This is a genomic window from Massilia sp. UYP32 (assembly GCF_050434365.1).
Taxonomy (GTDB): Bacteria; Pseudomonadota; Gammaproteobacteria; order Burkholderiales; family Burkholderiaceae_D; genus Telluria; species Telluria timonae.
Genome location: NZ_JBNDIK010000009.1, coordinates 57,086 through 72,307, shown reverse-complemented (window position 1 = coordinate 72,307; position 15,222 = coordinate 57,086). Strand labels below are relative to the sequence as shown.

General features: G+C 66.7%; 13 protein-coding genes. 12 read left to right on the top strand and 1 reads right to left on the bottom strand.

Annotation, left to right across the window (positions count from 1 at the left end; all coding sequences use genetic code 11):
• The first annotated feature begins 252 nt into the window (after positions 1-252).
• From surE to ABIB42_RS08840, 7 genes are all read left to right on the top strand, one after another.
• Positions 253-1,002: a 5'/3'-nucleotidase SurE gene (surE, locus tag ABIB42_RS08870; RefSeq protein WP_005666228.1), complete on the top strand. Its 750-nt coding sequence runs from the start codon at positions 253-255 to the stop codon at positions 1,000-1,002.
• Positions 999-1,865 carry a protein-L-isoaspartate(D-aspartate) O-methyltransferase gene (locus tag ABIB42_RS08865; RefSeq protein ID WP_005666230.1) on the top strand — a complete coding sequence of 289 codons (867 nt, stop codon included), beginning with the start codon at positions 999-1,001 and terminating at the stop codon, positions 1,863-1,865. The genes surE and ABIB42_RS08865 overlap by 4 nt, the downstream gene beginning before the upstream one ends.
• Before the next feature lie 54 nt (positions 1,866-1,919).
• Positions 1,920-2,780, top strand: coding sequence for a peptidoglycan DD-metalloendopeptidase family protein (locus ABIB42_RS08860; RefSeq protein ID WP_313632752.1), 861 nt, complete (start codon positions 1,920-1,922; stop codon positions 2,778-2,780).
• A 7-nt stretch (positions 2,781-2,787) separates the two neighbouring features.
• Positions 2,788-3,828: an RNA polymerase sigma factor RpoS gene (gene rpoS / locus ABIB42_RS08855; protein WP_313632750.1), complete on the top strand. Its 1,041-nt coding sequence runs from the start codon at positions 2,788-2,790 to the stop codon at positions 3,826-3,828.
• Positions 3,829-3,975: 147 nt separating this feature from the next.
• Positions 3,976-5,388 carry a 23S rRNA (uracil(1939)-C(5))-methyltransferase RlmD gene (gene rlmD / locus ABIB42_RS08850; RefSeq protein ID WP_429248231.1) on the top strand — a complete coding sequence of 471 codons (1,413 nt, stop codon included), beginning with the start codon at positions 3,976-3,978 and terminating at the stop codon, positions 5,386-5,388.
• Positions 5,389-5,492: 104 nt separating this feature from the next.
• Positions 5,493-7,412, top strand: a complete 1,920-nt coding sequence (locus ABIB42_RS08845; protein WP_429248230.1) for a PAS domain-containing protein — start codon at positions 5,493-5,495, stop codon at positions 7,410-7,412.
• Positions 7,413-7,446: 34 nt separating this feature from the next.
• Positions 7,447-9,039 carry a PQQ-dependent sugar dehydrogenase gene (locus ABIB42_RS08840; protein WP_429248229.1) on the top strand — a complete coding sequence of 531 codons (1,593 nt, stop codon included), beginning with the start codon at positions 7,447-7,449 and terminating at the stop codon, positions 9,037-9,039.
• A 45-nt stretch (positions 9,040-9,084) separates the two neighbouring features.
• On the opposite strand, the gene ABIB42_RS08835 is transcribed toward ABIB42_RS08840, so the two are convergent.
• Positions 9,085-9,771 carry a Bax inhibitor-1/YccA family protein gene (locus ABIB42_RS08835; protein WP_005666239.1) on the bottom strand — a complete coding sequence of 229 codons (687 nt, stop codon included), beginning with the start codon at positions 9,769-9,771 and terminating at the stop codon, positions 9,085-9,087.
• A gap of 255 nt (positions 9,772-10,026) precedes the next feature.
• Here ABIB42_RS08835 and ndk point away from each other — a divergent pair, with 255 nt between their 5' ends.
• From ndk to ispG, 5 genes are all read left to right on the top strand, one after another.
• Positions 10,027-10,452 carry a nucleoside-diphosphate kinase gene (ndk, locus tag ABIB42_RS08830; protein WP_005666240.1) on the top strand — a complete coding sequence of 142 codons (426 nt, stop codon included), beginning with the start codon at positions 10,027-10,029 and terminating at the stop codon, positions 10,450-10,452.
• 282 nt (positions 10,453-10,734) lie between these two features.
• Positions 10,735-11,904, top strand: a complete 1,170-nt coding sequence (gene rlmN, locus ABIB42_RS08825) for a 23S rRNA (adenine(2503)-C(2))-methyltransferase RlmN (protein WP_005666242.1) — start codon at positions 10,735-10,737, stop codon at positions 11,902-11,904.
• Positions 11,904-12,725, top strand: a complete 822-nt coding sequence (pilW, locus tag ABIB42_RS08820; protein WP_005666244.1) for a type IV pilus biogenesis/stability protein PilW — start codon at positions 11,904-11,906, stop codon at positions 12,723-12,725. Before rlmN ends, pilW begins: the two co-directional genes overlap by 1 nt.
• Positions 12,726-12,774: 49 nt before the next feature.
• On the top strand, positions 12,775-13,851 hold the full coding sequence (locus ABIB42_RS08815; protein WP_005666245.1) for a RodZ domain-containing protein: 1,077 nt from the start codon (positions 12,775-12,777) through the stop codon (positions 13,849-13,851).
• A 21-nt stretch (positions 13,852-13,872) separates the two neighbouring features.
• A complete protein-coding gene (gene ispG, locus ABIB42_RS08810; RefSeq protein ID WP_005666247.1) occupies positions 13,873-15,192 on the top strand; it encodes a flavodoxin-dependent (E)-4-hydroxy-3-methylbut-2-enyl-diphosphate synthase in 1,320 nt (439 codons plus the stop codon).
• Positions 15,193-15,222 lie beyond the last annotated feature (30 nt).

The following is a 15,222-nucleotide window of genomic DNA, read 5'->3' as shown; positions in this document are numbered from 1 at the left end:
GGCCGGCTTCGCATCGCGCTGCGCCGACTTGCCATCGCTACCGCGCCACCCCCGAATTAACTGCGCGACAAGCAACTTGACAGGACGGCATTGCGTGGTTATCGCCGGGCTTGTCAGCCTGTCCAGTAAACTGTCGCATGGCCGCCGCACTGTTATCAGACGGTTCATCGGCCGTCCCGGATTGTGAAATCCAGGCGTGAATTTCTGCTGCCGGGCGTCGATACAGGCGTTGCTTCGGGTAAAATCTCCGCCATGCGAATCTTGATCAGTAACGATGACGGTTATCTGGCGCCTGGGCTGCAGGCGCTGGCGGACGCGCTCGCGCCGATCGCCGACATCGTCGTCGTCGCACCCGACAGCAATCGCTCGGGCGCCTCGAATTCGCTGACCCTGGACCGGCCGCTGTCGGTCTACAAATCGGCCAACGGCTTCTATTTCACGAATGGCACGCCGACTGACTGCGTGCACATCGCCCTGACCGGCATGTCCGATGCGCCGCCTGACCTGGTGGTTTCCGGCATCAATAATGGCCAGAATATGGGCGACGACACCCTGTACTCCGGCACCGTCGCCGCCGCCACCGAAGCCTTCCTGTTCGGTCTGCCGGCGATCGCCTTCTCGCAGGTGCACGGTGGCTGGGCCCACGTCGATTCGGCCGCCCGCGTCGCGCGCGACATCGTCGAGCGTTTCGCCGCCGGCGGTTTCGACATGCTGCCCAAGCCTTTCCTGCTGAACGTGAACATCCCGAACCTGCCGTACGAGGAGATTGGCCCGCTGACCCCGACCCGCCTCGGACGCCGCCACCAGGCCGAGCCCGTGATCCGCGCGCAGGATCCGCGCGGCCGCGAGATCTTCTGGATCGGCGCTCCCGGCGCCTGCCGCGACGCCGGCGAGGGCACCGACTTCCACGCGACCGCGCAGGGCCGCGTGTCGATCACGCCGCTGCAGATCGACCTGACCCACAAGACCCAGCTGGCCCTGCTGGCGGGAGGGTTGGCATGAAGGATGCGCGACCGAATTTTCCGCTGCCGCTGTCGTCGGTGACGAGCGGCGTGCGCAAGCCCGGCACGCCGGCGCCGGTGCAGACGCCGCAGACCGCCACCCGCAACGCCACCACCTATACCGGCGCCAGGACGCCGCCGTCCCCGAGCCCGGCGCCACGCACGCCAGGCTATGTGCAGGCGGCCAGCAGCGCGCCGGCCGCCCAGCGTTCCGACCTGGCGGCCACCGAGGCGGTGCGCCGCGCGATGGTGGGCCGCGTCGCGCGCCAGGGCGTGCGCGATCCGCAGGTCCTGATGGCGATGGAAACCGTGCCGCGCCACCTGTTCATCGAGCCGGCGATGTCCGGCCAGGCGTATGTCGACGCCTCGCTGCCGATCGGCCATAACCAGACGATTTCCCAGCCCTATATCGTCGCCCGCATGATCGAAGCAATGCGCGAAGCGATGCGTCCCGGCGCCACGCTGGGGAAAGTGCTCGAGATCGGCACCGGCTGCGGCTACCAGGCCGCGGTCCTGTCCTTCGTCGCGAAAGAGGTGTATTCGATCGAGCGCATCAAGCCCTTGCACGAGCTCGCAAAGACCAATCTGCGGCCGCTGCGGATATCGAACCTGCGTTTGCAGTATGGGGATGGTATGCTAGGCTTGCCGCAGGTCGCGCCTTTCGATGGCATCATCCTCGCCGCCGCCGGGCTCGAGGTGCCGCGGGCCCTGCTCGAGCAGCTGGCCATCGGCGCGCATCTCGTGGCGCCGGTCGGCGCCCAGGTGCAGCACCTGCACCGTATTACCCGCACCGGCAAATCCGAGTGGACCAGCGAAACGCTGGAAGCGTGCCACTTCGTGCCGCTGCGCCCAGGCACCATCTGAAACCCAATAGGGGCCGCCAGGCCCGCCGTACGCCGATAAGACAATAGAATGCCAATGACACAAGCACCGCGTTTAGCCCTCCTGACGATCCTCATCGGCCTCGTGGCCGGTTGTTCCACCACCACCCGCCAGGCGCCGGTCGTCGAGCGCCCCGTCACCGCCGCGCCAAGCCGGCCAGCGCCCGCGCGCGTGGAAGAAGCGCCGAAGCAGGACGAGCGCGGCATGTACACCGTGCGCAAGGGCGACACCCTGCTGCGCATCGCGCTCGACTTCGGCCAGAACTACCGCGACCTGGTGACCTGGAACAACCTGGCCAATCCAGACGACATCAAGGTCGGCCAGGTATTGCGCGTGACCCAGCCGGAAGGCGAGCGCAGCGCCAATGTGCAGACCCAGCCGGTGCCGATGCCGCCATCGGCCAGCGTGCCGCGCAAGACCGAACCGCGCGCCGACAAGACCCCTTACAGCGAAGGCAAGGTGGCCACCACCACGCCGCCGGCCACCACCGCGCCGGCCACGCCTGCCGCCCCGGCCGCCAGCGACGAAGCGCGCCTGAGCTGGATGTGGCCGTCGGAAGGCCGCGTCATCGCCACCTTCGACGATGGCCGCAACAAGGGCATCGACATCGCCGGCAAGATGGGCCAGCCGGTGGTTGCCGCCGGCTCGGGCAAGGTAATGTATGCTGGCAGCGGCATCCGCGGTTATGGTAATCTCGTCATCGTCAAGCACAGCAACAGCCTGTTGTCCGCCTATGCCCACAACCGCAAGATCGTGGTCAAGGAGGGCGACAACGTCAGCCGTGGCCAGGTGATCGCCGAGATGGGCGACTCCGACGCTGACGCGGTCAAGTTGCACTTCGAGATTCGTCAGCAGGGCAAGCCGGTCGACCCGACGAGGTTCTTGCCCGTTCGTTAGGAACGGTATGACGCAGCCGCCGCACCCGCTGGACCAGGAGGATACGGACGAATTTCCGGATGAGCCGGAAAGCGGGCGCGCGCATGCCGATGACGATCTCGACCATGCCGACCGCGTCGACGGCGCGGCCGGCGCGGCGGGCGAGGATGCGCTCGCGCGCCACGCCAGCATCGACACGGTCGACGAGCTGCGCAAGGTCTTGCAGGCCGAGCTCGCGACCGACACCACCCAGCACTACCTGAACCAGATCGGCGCCAGGCCGCTCCTCACGGCCGTCGAAGAAGTCCACTTCGCCACCCTGGCCAAGGCCGGCGACTTCGGCGCGCGCCAGAAGATGATCGAGCATAACCTGCGCCTGGTCGTCTCGATCGCCAAGCACTACATCAACCGCGGCGTGGTCCTGCTCGACCTGATCGAGGAGGGCAATATCGGCCTGATGCGCGCCATCGACAAGTTCGAGCCCGAACGCGGCTTTCGCTTTTCGACCTATGCCACCTGGTGGATCCGCCAGAGCATCGAGCGCGCCATCATGAACCAGGCCCGCACCGTGCGCCTGCCGGTGCACATGGTGCGCGAGCTCAACGGCGTGCTGCGCGCCAAATACCATCTCGAAGCCCAGAAGCACGACGGCAAGGAAGCCTCGAGCGAGGACATCGCCAGCCTGGTCGGCCGCCCGGTCGAGGAAGTGCAAGACATATTGACCCTGTCCGAGCACGCGACCTCGCTCGATGCGCCGCTCGACAACGATCCGCAATCGAGCCTGATGGACATGTTGCCCGACGACGGCGAAGGCAGCCCCGACGCCCACGCCGAGCAGCAGGAGGTGGCGCTGCTGGTGCGCGACTGGCTGACCCGGCTGCCGGACAAGCAGCGCCTGGTCGTCACCCGCCGTTTCGGTCTCGACAACGACGATCCGGCCACCCTGGAAACCCTGGCCGAAGAGATGGGCGTGACGCGCGAGCGGGTGCGCCAGATCCAGCAGGAAGCGCTGGTCAAGCTCAAGCGCGCGATGGCGGCGCGCGGCGTAGTGCGCGATTCATTGTTGTAACGGCAACCCTACCAGGTAGCGTCCACTTCGATTCCTTGCTATCATGCCCGCCGGGCCGTTTCGGCCATTTTTCTTTTATGCGCGGCCTTTGAAGCATGCGCCGCCGGCCGGGGCCGGCTCCTGCCTTCACTCCACTTTCTCATCACCATGCAAGAAATCTTCATCGACATCAAATCCCTCGACATGGACGGGCGCGGCGTTGGCCACCTCGAAAACGAGGACGGCTCGCCAGGCAAGGTGATCTTCGTCGAAGGCGCGCTGCCGGGCGAGCGCGTCAGCTTCGAGACGACGCGCAAGAAAAAGAACTGGGAAGCGGGCCGCATGGTCACCCTGCAGCGCGCCTCGTCGATGCGGGTCGAGCCGAAATGCCGGCATTTCGGCTACTGCGGCGGCTGCTCGATGCAGCACCTGGAGCCGAGCGCGCAGGTGGCGATGAAGGGCCGCGTGCTGGAAGACAACCTGTGGCACCTCGGTAAAGTGAAGGCCGAGATGATCATGCGCCCGATGTATGGCCCGACCTGGGATTACCGCTATCGCGCGCGCCTGTCGGTGCGCCACGTGGCGAAGAAGGGTGGGGTCCTGGTGGGCTTCCACGAGCGCGCCTCGTCCTATGTGGCCGACATCACCACCTGCGAGATCCTGCCGGACCACGTCGCGCGCCTGCTGGTGCCGCTGCGCGAGCTGGTCGGCGCCCTGTCGATCTACAACCAGATGCCGCAGATCGAGGTGGCGATCGGCGAAGAGACCACGGTGCTGGTGCTGCGCATCATGGCGCCGCTCACGCCGGCCGACGAGGTGCTGGTCAAGGCCTTCGCCGACAAATGGGAGATCCAGTGGTGGCTGCAGCCGAAGGGCCCGGACACCGCCTATCCGTTCTACCCATTGGGCAAGGAGCTGTATTACACGCTGCCCGAGTTCGGCATCCGCATGCCGTTCAAGCCGACCGACTTCACCCAGGTGAACCATCACATCAACCGCGTGCTGGTGTCGAAGGCGCTGCGCCTGCTCGACGTGCAGCAGGACGACCGCGTGGCCGACCTGTTCTGCGGCCTGGGCAACTTCACCCTGCCGCTGGCGACCCAGGCGCGCGAGGTGGTCGGCATCGAGGGCAGCACGGCGCTCACCACGCGCGCGCTGGACAATGCGAAGGCGAACGGCCTGGCGGAGAAGACCTCGTTCTCGACCCGCAACCTGTTCGAAGTCACCAAGGATGATCTGGTGGCGCTGGGAAAATTCGATCGCATGCTGATCGACCCGCCGCGCGACGGCGCCATGGCCCTGGCGCTGGCGCTGGCCGAACTGCGCGAAACCCACGAAGAGCTGATGCCGCAGCGCATCGTCTACGTCTCGTGCAGCCCGTCGACCTTGGCGCGCGACGCCGGCATCCTGGTGCACAAGGCCGGCTATGTGATGAAGAAGGCGGGCGTGGTGAACATGTTCCCGCACACCTCGCACGTCGAGTCGATCGGCGTGTTCGAGCTGGGAGACAAGCCGGCGCGGCCCGCCGATGGCGCACACTATGTGCCGGCCGACGTGCCCGCGACGCCGGACGCCGCCTGAGGTCCGCAAGCTGCCGCGTTTTGGTAAGCAGCTGTAACGGATGAGCGACACCGTACAGACCGCGCTATCCATCTCGGTTTTACTGTTGGGAAACAGAGGTGCGTATGGACACTACCAAACACGGCAATAACGACGAGCATTATGGCGGACGCTTCTGGCGCTTTTCCCAGGAGCTGCTGGTCGTCGCCGCATCGGATGGGACGATCGAGGCGGTCAATCCGGCATGGAGCAAGCTGCTGGGCTATGCCGACGACGAGATCCTCGGCCGGAAGTTCATCGAGTTCACCCATCCCGCCGACCTCGATGCGACGCTGGCCGCGTTCGCGGGCATCCTCGAGCGGCCGCTGGCGACGCCCTATGAATACCGCTTCCGCCACCGGGACGGTTCATGGCGCTGGTTCGGCTGGACCGGCGCCTTCGAAGAGGGCAAGGTGTATGCCGCCGGGCGCGACCTGACGCACGAGCACCGGCGCGAGAAGGCCTTGCAGGACGCCGAGGACTTTACCCGCCTGGCCCTGCATTCGGTGGGCGGCGTCGGCATCTGGACCGCCGACCTGCAGGCGCGCACCTATGTCTGCGACGCCGCGATCGCCGACCTGTATGGGGTCGATCCGGTGCGCGCCGCCGGCGGCTTGCCGGCCGAGGAAATCATGGCCAACATCCATCCGGACGATCGCCCGGCATTGATGACCGAGATCGCGGACAGCCTCACCTCGGGCAAGGACGCCAATTTCGAGTACCGCCTGCGGCATCCGAATGGCGTCGTGCGCTGGGTGCATTCGCGCTGGCGCACCTATCTCGACGAACATGGGCAGCCGCTGCGCCGCACCGGCGTCGGGATCGAGACGACGGCCCAGCGCCACCTGGAGGAGCAGCTGCGCCAGGCCCAGAAGATGGAGGCCGTGGGGCAGCTCACCGGCGGCCTGGCCCACGACTTCAATAACCTGCTGGCCGGGATCACCGGCGCGCTCGACCTGATGCAGATCCGGATGCGCCAGGGGCGCTTCGGCGACTTCGAGCGTTACGTCGCGGTGGCGCAGGGCGCCGCCCGGCGCGCCGCCGCGCTTACGCACCGCCTGCTGGCCTTCTCGCGGCGCCAGACGCTGGCCCCGACGCCGGTCGACGTCAATGCGCTGGTGTCCGGCATGGAAGAGCTGATCAGGCGCACCATCGGGCCCCAGGTCACGCTCGAGGTGGTTGGCGCGGTGGGACTGTGGCCGACGCTGGTCGATGCCGGCCAGCTCGAGAACGCCTTGCTGAACCTGTGCATCAACGCGCGCGACGCCATGCCCGACGGCGGCCGCATCACGATCGAGACCGCCAACAAATGGCTCGACTATTCGGCCTCGAGGGCGCACGACATCCCGGAAGGCCAGTACTTGTCTCTTTGCGTGACCGATACCGGCGCCGGCATGACGCCGGAGATCGTGGCCAGGGTGTTCGAACCCTTCTTCACCACCAAGCCGATGGGCGAGGGCACGGGCCTGGGCCTGTCGATGATCCACGGTTTCGCGCGCCAGTCGGGCGGCCAGGTGCGCATCTATTCCGAGGTGGGGGAGGGCACCACCGTCTGCCTCTACCTGCCGCGCTATTATGGCGAGCTCAAGCCGGAAGACATCGGCTTGCCGCCGGCGCCGCAAGCGCCGGCCGGCCAGGGCGAGACGGTGCTGGTGGTCGACGACGAGCCGTCGGTGCGCATGCTGGTGACCGAGGTGCTGGAAGACCTGGGTTACGTGGCGCTCGAAGCGGCCGACAGCGTGGCCGGACTCAAGCTGCTGCAGTCCGATACGCGCATCGACCTGCTGGTGACCGATGTCGGCCTGCCTGGCGGCATGAACGGTCGCCAGATGGCGGAAGCCGGCATCGAGCGCAGGCCGGAGCTGAAGGTGTTGTTCATCACCGGCTATGCCGAGAACAGCCTGATCGGCAACGGCCACCTGATGCCAGGCATGCAGGTGCTGACCAAGCCGTTCGCGGTGGACGCGCTGGCGGTGCGGATCAAGGAGCTGGTCGAGGCGCGCTGACGCGTCCGGCCGCCGAGACATCGGAAGGAATGAAATGAAGGAATTCACCCGGCGGCTCGCCGACTGGCTGGCCGCCGCGGTGGCGACCGCGGCCGTTGCCAGCGTCGTGCAGACGCAGATCAATCTCGGCGAACTCAGCGCGCTCGGCGCGTCGATCGGCCTGGCGGACCGGCTTCGGGTCACACTGGGCGACCTGGCCGGCTTTGGCGCGGTCATGACCGGCATCGCGCTGGTCGCGCTGTTGCCGGCGTTCGGCGCCGGGCACCTGCTGGCGCGGCGCGCACCGTCGCCATGGCGCGCCGCCATCTTCGCGCTGGCGGCGGTCGTCGCCCTGTGGGTGGCGTTCTGGCTGATGCTGCACGTGATTCCCATGCCGGCCATCGCCGCGACCCGCGGCGGCGCCGATCACGCCTTGATGGCCGCGACGGGTATCGTCGGCGGCCTGCTGTACGCCCGCATGAGCGCGCCGGCGCGCGGCCCGGGCGATCCGCGGCGCCATGCCGCGCTGGCGGCCATGCTGGCGCTGGTCCCGGCGCTGCTGTTCCTGGTGACGTCGCCCGGCGCCGCCGGGCGCCCCGATGCGGTCGATCCGGCCAGCTACCGCATCGAGACGGTCGCGCGGGGACTCGAGCGGCCATGGTCGCTGGCCTTCCTGCCGGACGGCCGCATGCTGGTCACCGAGATGGGCGGACGCCTGCTGGCGATCGGCGCCGACGGCGCATCGACGCCGATCGCGACGGATGGCCTGCCGCCTGTGTTCCAGCGCGGCGGCACCATCGGCCTGATGGACGTCGCCCCCGACCCCGCATTCGCGCGCAATGGCTTGCTGTACCTGACGATGGGCCATGGCGCGGAGGGCGCCAATGGCACGCGCCTGGTGCGGGCCAGGCTGCGGAATGACCGTCTGGAAGACGTCCGGATCCTGTTCAGTTCCACGCCCAAGCCGCGCGCCGGCAATAACGGCGGCCGCATCGCTTTCCTGCCCGACGGCACGCTGGCGCTGACGGTCGGCGACGGCAACTGGCGCCGCGAAGAGGCGCAGAACCCCGCCAACCACCTGGGCACCGTCGTAAGGCTCGACCGCGACGGCAGGGCGCCGGCCGACAATCCCTTCGTCAATCGCCCCGGCGCCGCGCCCGAGGTCTACAGCCTCGGTCACCGCAACCCGCAGGGCATCGCCGTCGACCCAGGCACGGGCGAATTGCTGCTCACCGAGCATGGCGCGCGCGGCGGCGACGAGATCAACCGCATCGTGGCCGGCAAGAACTACGGCTGGCCGCTGGTCACGGCCGGCATCGATTACCCGTTCGGCCGCGTCACGCCGTTCAGCCGCCTGGCCGGCTTCGAGGCGCCGCTGCTGGAATGGACGCCGTCGATCGCACCTAGCGGCCTGGCCGTCTACGATGGCGCATTGTTTCCAGAATGGCGTGGCGACCTGCTGGTGCCGGCGCTGCGAGGTCGCGCCCTGCACCGCGTCGTGCGCGATGGCGGCAGGATCGTCGGGCAGCAGACCTTGTTGGCAGAATTGAATCAGCGCCTGCGCGACGTCAAGGTCGGCCGGGATGGCGCGATCTACGTCCTGACGGATGGCCTGGACGCCCGCCTGCTGCGTTTGAGCCAGCCATAAAAAAACCGGCCGCGAAGGCCGGTTTTCTTTTGGAGACGCGATCGATCAGTCGTCGCCGCCCACGATGCCCAGCAGGCGCAGCAGGCTGGTGAAGATGTTGAACACGTTCAGGTAGATCGACAGGGTGGCGGTGACGTAGTTGGTTTCGCCGCCGTTGACGATGCGCTGCACGTCATACAGGATGAAGGCCGAGAAGATGCCGATCGCCAGGACCGAGATCACGATCGACAGCACCGACATCTGCAGGAAGATGTTGGCGACGACCGCCAGCAGCAGTACGACGACACCGGCCATCAGCCAGCTGCCCATGCCCGAGAAGTCGCGCTTGGTGGTGGTGGCGATGCTGGCCATCACGGCGAACACGGCCGCGGTGCCGCCGAAGGCGGTCATGATCAGGCTGGCGCCGTTCGAGTAATTGAGCGTGTGGGTCAGCAGCGGGGCCAGCATCATGCCCATGAAGAAGGTGAAGCCGAGCAGCAGGGCCACGCCCAGGCCGGAATCCTTGTTCTTTTCGATGGCCCACATGAAGCCGAAGGCAACCGCGAGGAAGATCACGAAGCCCATGATGCCGGTGAAGGCGATGCCGAAAGACATGCCGGCGACCGCGCCGAGCACGGTAGGAATCATCGACAGCGCCAGCAGCCAATACGTGTTGCGTAACACTTTGTTACGCGTGGCCTGACCACCTTTGCTCAGGTCGATGGTACTTTGCTGTTGGGTACTAGGGTACATATAGTGCCTCCGGTTAGATAAATGGTACGTGCGAGTGCTACGCAAGGTACGTCAGCTTGATCCTATCGCATCTTTCTTAACTGAAGATGAAGAAAGGCCCACATCGGACGGACTTTTCCGCCACTGTAACACCATGCTTGCCACGACCGCAATATCGGATATCTGGGGCAGGTATGGTAAAATTAAAGGTTGATTGAGTCCCAAAGTTCAAACGAATTTCTCAGTTCAAAACCTTTCTTTTATTGGAGTTTTCTCATGGCAATCGAACGCACCCTGTCCATCATCAAGCCGGACGCAGTTGCAAAAAACGTGATCGGCAAAATCTATAGCCGTTTCGAAGAAGCCGGCCTGAAGATCGTGGCTGCCCGCATGGTGCAACTGTCGCGCGCTGAAGCCGAAGGCTTCTACGCAGTGCACGCTGCGCGTCCGTTCTTCAAGGACCTGGTCGACTTCATGATCTCGGGTCCGGTGATGATCCAGGTGCTGGAAGGCGAAGGCGCGATCCTGAAAAACCGCGACCTGATGGGCGCTACCGATCCGAAGAAGGCCGACGCCGGCACCATCCGCGCCGACTTCGCCGACTCGATCGACGCCAACGCCGTTCACGGTTCGGACGCTGCCGAAACCGCCGCTGTGGAAATCGCTTACTACTTCCCGGCGCTGAACGTCTACTCGCGTTAATTAGTAAGGGGGAGCGCAGTCCGGGCGTTCCCCGGATCGATTCCCCCGGACTAATAGGAGCCTTTCCTGGCAGGTGGGGGGAAGCTGATAGCGATGCATGGCAAGTGTGGGCAAGGCGCGAGGAGGCCGCATGGCTAGCCATGCAACGACGAGCAACGCCGCCCACGCTTGCCAGGCGCGCTAGCAGCGACTACCACCTGCTAGGGAAGGCTCCAAATGAGTAACCTGCTCGCCTGCGCCCCCGGGGCGATGCGAGCAGGTTCAGGAATATAGGATTACGACATGACAACTCTCACCAATCTGCTGGACTTTGATCCCGCGCAACTCGTCGCCTACTGCGCCGACTTGGGTGAGAAACCGTTCCGCGCCAAGCAACTGCAGCGCTGGATACACCAGTTCGGCGCGTCGGATTTCGACAGCATGACCGACCTGGCCAAGTCGCTGCGCGAAAAGCTGAAGTCGCGCGCCGAAGTGCGTGCGCCGGCCATCGTGAGCGACAAGACGGCCAGCGACGGCACCCGCAAATGGCTGGTCGACGTCGGCAACGGCAACGCGGTCGAGACCGTGTTCATCCCGGAAGAAAACCGCGGCACGCTGTGCATTTCCACGCAAGCCGGCTGCGCCGTCAACTGCCGCTTCTGCTCGACCGGCAAGCAGGGCTTCAACCGCAACCTGACGGTCGCCGAGATCATCGGCCAGCTGTGGATGGCCGAGTTCGAACTGCGCCGTACCAAGGGCATCGAACCGGGCCCGAAAGGCGAGCGCCAGATCACCAACGTGGTGATGATGGGCATGGGCGAGCCGCTGCTCAATTACGAGCCGACCGTCACCGCGCTCAAGATGATGCTCGACGATAACGCCTACGGCCTGTCGCGCCGCCGCGTGACCCTGTCGACCTCGGGCGTGGTGCCGAATATCGACAAGCTGTCGCAAGACGTGCCGGTGGCCATGGCCGTGTCGCTGCACGCCTCGAACGATGCGCTGCGCGACATCCTGGTGCCGCTGAATAAAAAATATCCGCTGCGCGAGCTGATGGCCGCCTGCAAGCGCTATCTCGAATTCGCGCCGCGCGACTTCATCACCTTCGAGTACTGCATGCTCGACGGCTTCAACGACAGCGACGAGCACGCGCGCGAACTGATCGCGCTGGTGAACGATCCGGTGGTGGGCGTGAACTGCAAGTTCAACCTGATCCCGTTCAACCCGTTCCCCGAGTCGGGCCTGACCCGCTCCAAGAACCCGCGCATCAAGGCCTTCGCCGAAGTCCTGATGAACGCCGGCATCGTGACCACCGTGCGCAAGACGCGCGGCGACGACATCGACGCCGCCTGCGGCCAGCTGGCGGGCGAGGTCAAGGACCGCACCCGCGTGGCCGAGCGCATGGAAAAGATGGCCGAGTACCAGAAGAAATTCGGCGCCGATTTCGGCCGCATCGTGGAGATCCCGACCTGATGAAATTCGCCGCCGCCTGGCTCGCATTCGCATCGACCCTGTCCCTCGCTTTGCTGGCCGGTTGCGCCGGCACGGGGGCGGGCGGCGCGACGACCACGCGCGACGGCGAACTCAAGACCGCCTCGGACCAGACCGCGCTGGAAAAGCGCGCCTCGATCCGGGTGCAGCTGGCGGTCGGCTACTACCAGGAGGGCAAGCACGAGATCGCCCTCGACGAAGTCAAGCAGGCGCTGGCGGCCGATCCGAACTACGCCGACGCCTATGGCCTGCGGGCCCTGATCTATACCTCGATGGGTCAGTTCCCGCTGGCCGACGAAAACCATCGCCACGCGCTGCGCCTCGAACCGGGCAATCCCGAGTTCGCGAACAACTATGGCACCTTCCTGTGCCAGTCGGTGAACAAGCCGCTCGACGCGCTGCGCTATTTCGACGCCGCCCTCAAGAATCCCGCCTACCAGACGCCGCTCTCCGCGCTGGTCAATGCGGGTGCGTGCAGCATCAAGAACCGGAATGTCGACGCGGCCGAGCGCTACCTGCTCGAAGCCCTGCGTTTGAGCCCGGCGCTGCCGGCCGTGAATGCCGGCCTGGCGCGGGTGTACTACGAGCGGCGCGACATGCAGCGCGCCGGTTTTTTCGTGAATCGCCTGATCGAGACGGCCAGCATCGAGACACTGCCGGCCGACGCGCTCTGGCTCGCGCTGCGCGTGCAGCGCAAGCTGGGCGACCGGACCCATGAGGCGACGCTCGCGGCCCAGCTGCGCCGGCGTTTCCCGGGTTCGCCCGAATACGCGGCGTTCGAGCGCGGCGCGTTCGACGAGTAAGCACAAGAACAAGCTCAACTAGAAGCTCACACGGACAAGGACGAGGACAATGAACGAGCAAGCAGATCAGCCGGCTACGCCAGGCAACCAGCCCGGCATCCCTGGCAAGACCCTGCAATCCCAGCGCGAAGCGATGGGCTGGAGTGTGGAACAGGTGGCGGACCAGCTGAAGCTGGCCCCGCGCCAGGTGGTGGCCCTGGAAGCCGGCGATTACGCTTCACTGCCGAGCCCGGCCGTGACACGCGGCTTCGTGCGCGTCTATGCCAAGCTGCTCAAGATCGACGCCGCGCCGCTGGTGTCGATGATCGAACTGAACATGCCGCCGGAAGCCCAGGCCGGCGCGCCCATCAACACCGGCGCCGTGCGCCGCGAACAGCGTCCGGCCACGTTCTCCGAGACCCGCTTTCCGATCGCCGGCCGCCGCAACCGCCTGCCGCTGGGCTGGATCGCCGCCGCCGTGGTGGTGGCCGGCGCCGCCGTTGCGGCCTGGCAGTTCGACCTGATTCCGAACTTGCAGCGCGACGGCCAGGCGGGCGACGCCACGGTGCTCGAGAACCCGGCCGCCGGCGTCGTCGCGCCAGGCTCGGCGCCCGCGGCCGGCGCCCAGCAAGGCCTGATCAATCCATCGGTGCCGTTGATCTCGGTGCCGGCGCCGGCTGGCGAAACTGCGCCGCCAGCGGCAGCGCCCGGTTCGGCGCCGGGCGCCGCGCCGGCCACCCCGACCGCACCGGTGCCGGCCGTCCCGCCGCCGGCCAATGCGCCGGCCAATGCGCCGGCCAATGCACCGGCGGCGGGAACGTCGAGCGCGGCCGCGCCTGGCGTGACGCCGGCCCCGAACATCTCGACCGCTGCCGCACCGGTCACCGCCGTGGCCCCCGCCGCCGGCGCCAACACCCTGGTGCTGAACGTGCGCGAGGATTCCTGGATCGAAGTGCGTCCGAGCGCCGGCGGCCGTCCGCTGATCTCGCGCCTGGTCAAGGGCGGCAGCACCGAGTCGGTCGAGCTGAGCGGCCCGGCGACCCTGGTGGTCGGGGCCCCTGGCGGCGTGACCGCGACCCTGCGCGGCGCCAACGTCGCGCTGCCGCAGCAGTCGGGCCGCACCATCGCGCGCGTGGCGCTGAAATAAGCTGAAGCTGGAATACACCAAATGAATTCGTTGAACGAAGCCTGCACTCCTGAAGCCATACCGTCCGGCCCGCTGGCGCGCCGCGCCAGCCGCAAGGTGGCCGTCTCGCACGGCCAGCGCACGGTCTGGGTGGGCGGCGACGCCCCGGTGGTGGTGCAGTCGATGACCAATACCGATACCGCCGACGCGATCGGCACCGCGATCCAGGTCAAGGAGCTGGCGCGCGCCGGTTCCGAGATCGTGCGCATCACGGTCGACACCCCGGCGGCAGCCGCCGCCGTGCCGGCGATCCGCGAACAGCTCGACCGCATGGAAGTCGACGTGCCGCTGGTGGGCGACTTCCACTACAACGGCCACCTGCTGCTGCGCGACTATCCGGAATGCGCGCAGGCGCTGTCGAAATACCGCATCAATCCGGGCAATGTGGGGCAGGGCGCCAAGCGCGACACCCAGTTCGCCCAGATGATCGAGATCGCCGCCAGGTACGACAAGCCGGTCCGCATCGGCGTCAACTGGGGCAGTCTGGATCAAACGCTGCTGGCCCGCATCATGGACGAGAACGCCGCGCGCGCCAATCCGTGGAGCGCCCAGGCGGTGATGTACGAAGCGCTGATCACATCGGCGATCGAGAACGCCGTGCGCGCCGAAGAAGTCGGCCTGGCGCGCGACAAGATCATCCTGTCGTGCAAGGTGTCGGGCGTGCAAGACCTGATCGCGGTCTACCGCGAACTGGCGCGCCGCTGCGATTATCCGCTGCACCTGGGACTGACCGAGGCCGGCATGGGCAGCAAGGGCATCGTCGCCTCGACCGCGGCGCTGTCGGTGCTGCTGCAAGAGGGCATCGGCGACACCATCCGCATCTCGCTGACGCCGGAACCGGGCGGCGACCGCACCAGGGAGGTCGTGGTTGGCCAGGAAATCCTGCAGACCATGGGCCTGCGCAAGTTCACCCCGATGGTGATCGCCTGCCCGGGCTGCGGCCGCACGACCTCGACCGTGTTCCAGGAGCTGGCCGACAACATCCAGAGCTTCTTGCGCGAGCAGATGCCTGAATGGAAGAAAACGTATCCGGGCGTGGAGGCGATGAACGTGGCCGTGATGGGCTGCATCGTCAACGGTCCGGGCGAATCGAAGCACGCGAACATCGGCATCAGCCTGCCGGGCACCGGCGAATCGCCGGCCGCCCCGGTGTTCGTCGACGGCCAGAAATTCGCGACCCTGCGCGGCGAGCGCATCGTCGATGAGTTCAAGACCATCGTGCTCGATTATGTGAAGAAGAATTACGGGCGAGCCGGGGTTTCGAGCGACATGTCGCTCGCCGGCGCAGCGACCCAGGCGTAAGCCTGGGGCTGGGAGAGCTGGCCGACCTGC

What these genes read in the sequence shown, in the direction of transcription:
- ispG (WP_005666247.1), top strand. Translation starts at nt 13,873, where the DNA reads ATGAATTCGTTGAACGAAGCCTGCACTCCTGAAGCCATACCGTCCGGC.
- surE (WP_005666228.1), top strand. Translation starts at nt 253, where the DNA reads ATGCGAATCTTGATCAGTAACGATGACGGTTATCTGGCGCCTGGGCTG.
- rlmD (WP_429248231.1), top strand. Translation starts at nt 3,976, where the DNA reads ATGCAAGAAATCTTCATCGACATCAAATCCCTCGACATGGACGGGCGC.
- ABIB42_RS08865 (WP_005666230.1), top strand. Translation starts at nt 999, where the DNA reads ATGAAGGATGCGCGACCGAATTTTCCGCTGCCGCTGTCGTCGGTGACG.
- pilW (WP_005666244.1), top strand. Translation starts at nt 11,904, where the DNA reads ATGAAATTCGCCGCCGCCTGGCTCGCATTCGCATCGACCCTGTCCCTC.
- ABIB42_RS08835 (WP_005666239.1), bottom strand. Translation starts at nt 9,771, where the DNA reads ATGTACCCTAGTACCCAACAGCAAAGTACCATCGACCTGAGCAAAGGT.
- ABIB42_RS08845 (WP_429248230.1), top strand. Translation starts at nt 5,493, where the DNA reads ATGGACACTACCAAACACGGCAATAACGACGAGCATTATGGCGGACGC.
- ABIB42_RS08840 (WP_429248229.1), top strand. Translation starts at nt 7,447, where the DNA reads ATGAAGGAATTCACCCGGCGGCTCGCCGACTGGCTGGCCGCCGCGGTG.
- ABIB42_RS08815 (WP_005666245.1), top strand. Translation starts at nt 12,775, where the DNA reads ATGAACGAGCAAGCAGATCAGCCGGCTACGCCAGGCAACCAGCCCGGC.
- ABIB42_RS08860 (WP_313632752.1), top strand. Translation starts at nt 1,920, where the DNA reads ATGACACAAGCACCGCGTTTAGCCCTCCTGACGATCCTCATCGGCCTC.
- ndk (WP_005666240.1), top strand. Translation starts at nt 10,027, where the DNA reads ATGGCAATCGAACGCACCCTGTCCATCATCAAGCCGGACGCAGTTGCA.
- rpoS (WP_313632750.1), top strand. Translation starts at nt 2,788, where the DNA reads ATGACGCAGCCGCCGCACCCGCTGGACCAGGAGGATACGGACGAATTT.
- rlmN (WP_005666242.1), top strand. Translation starts at nt 10,735, where the DNA reads ATGACAACTCTCACCAATCTGCTGGACTTTGATCCCGCGCAACTCGTC.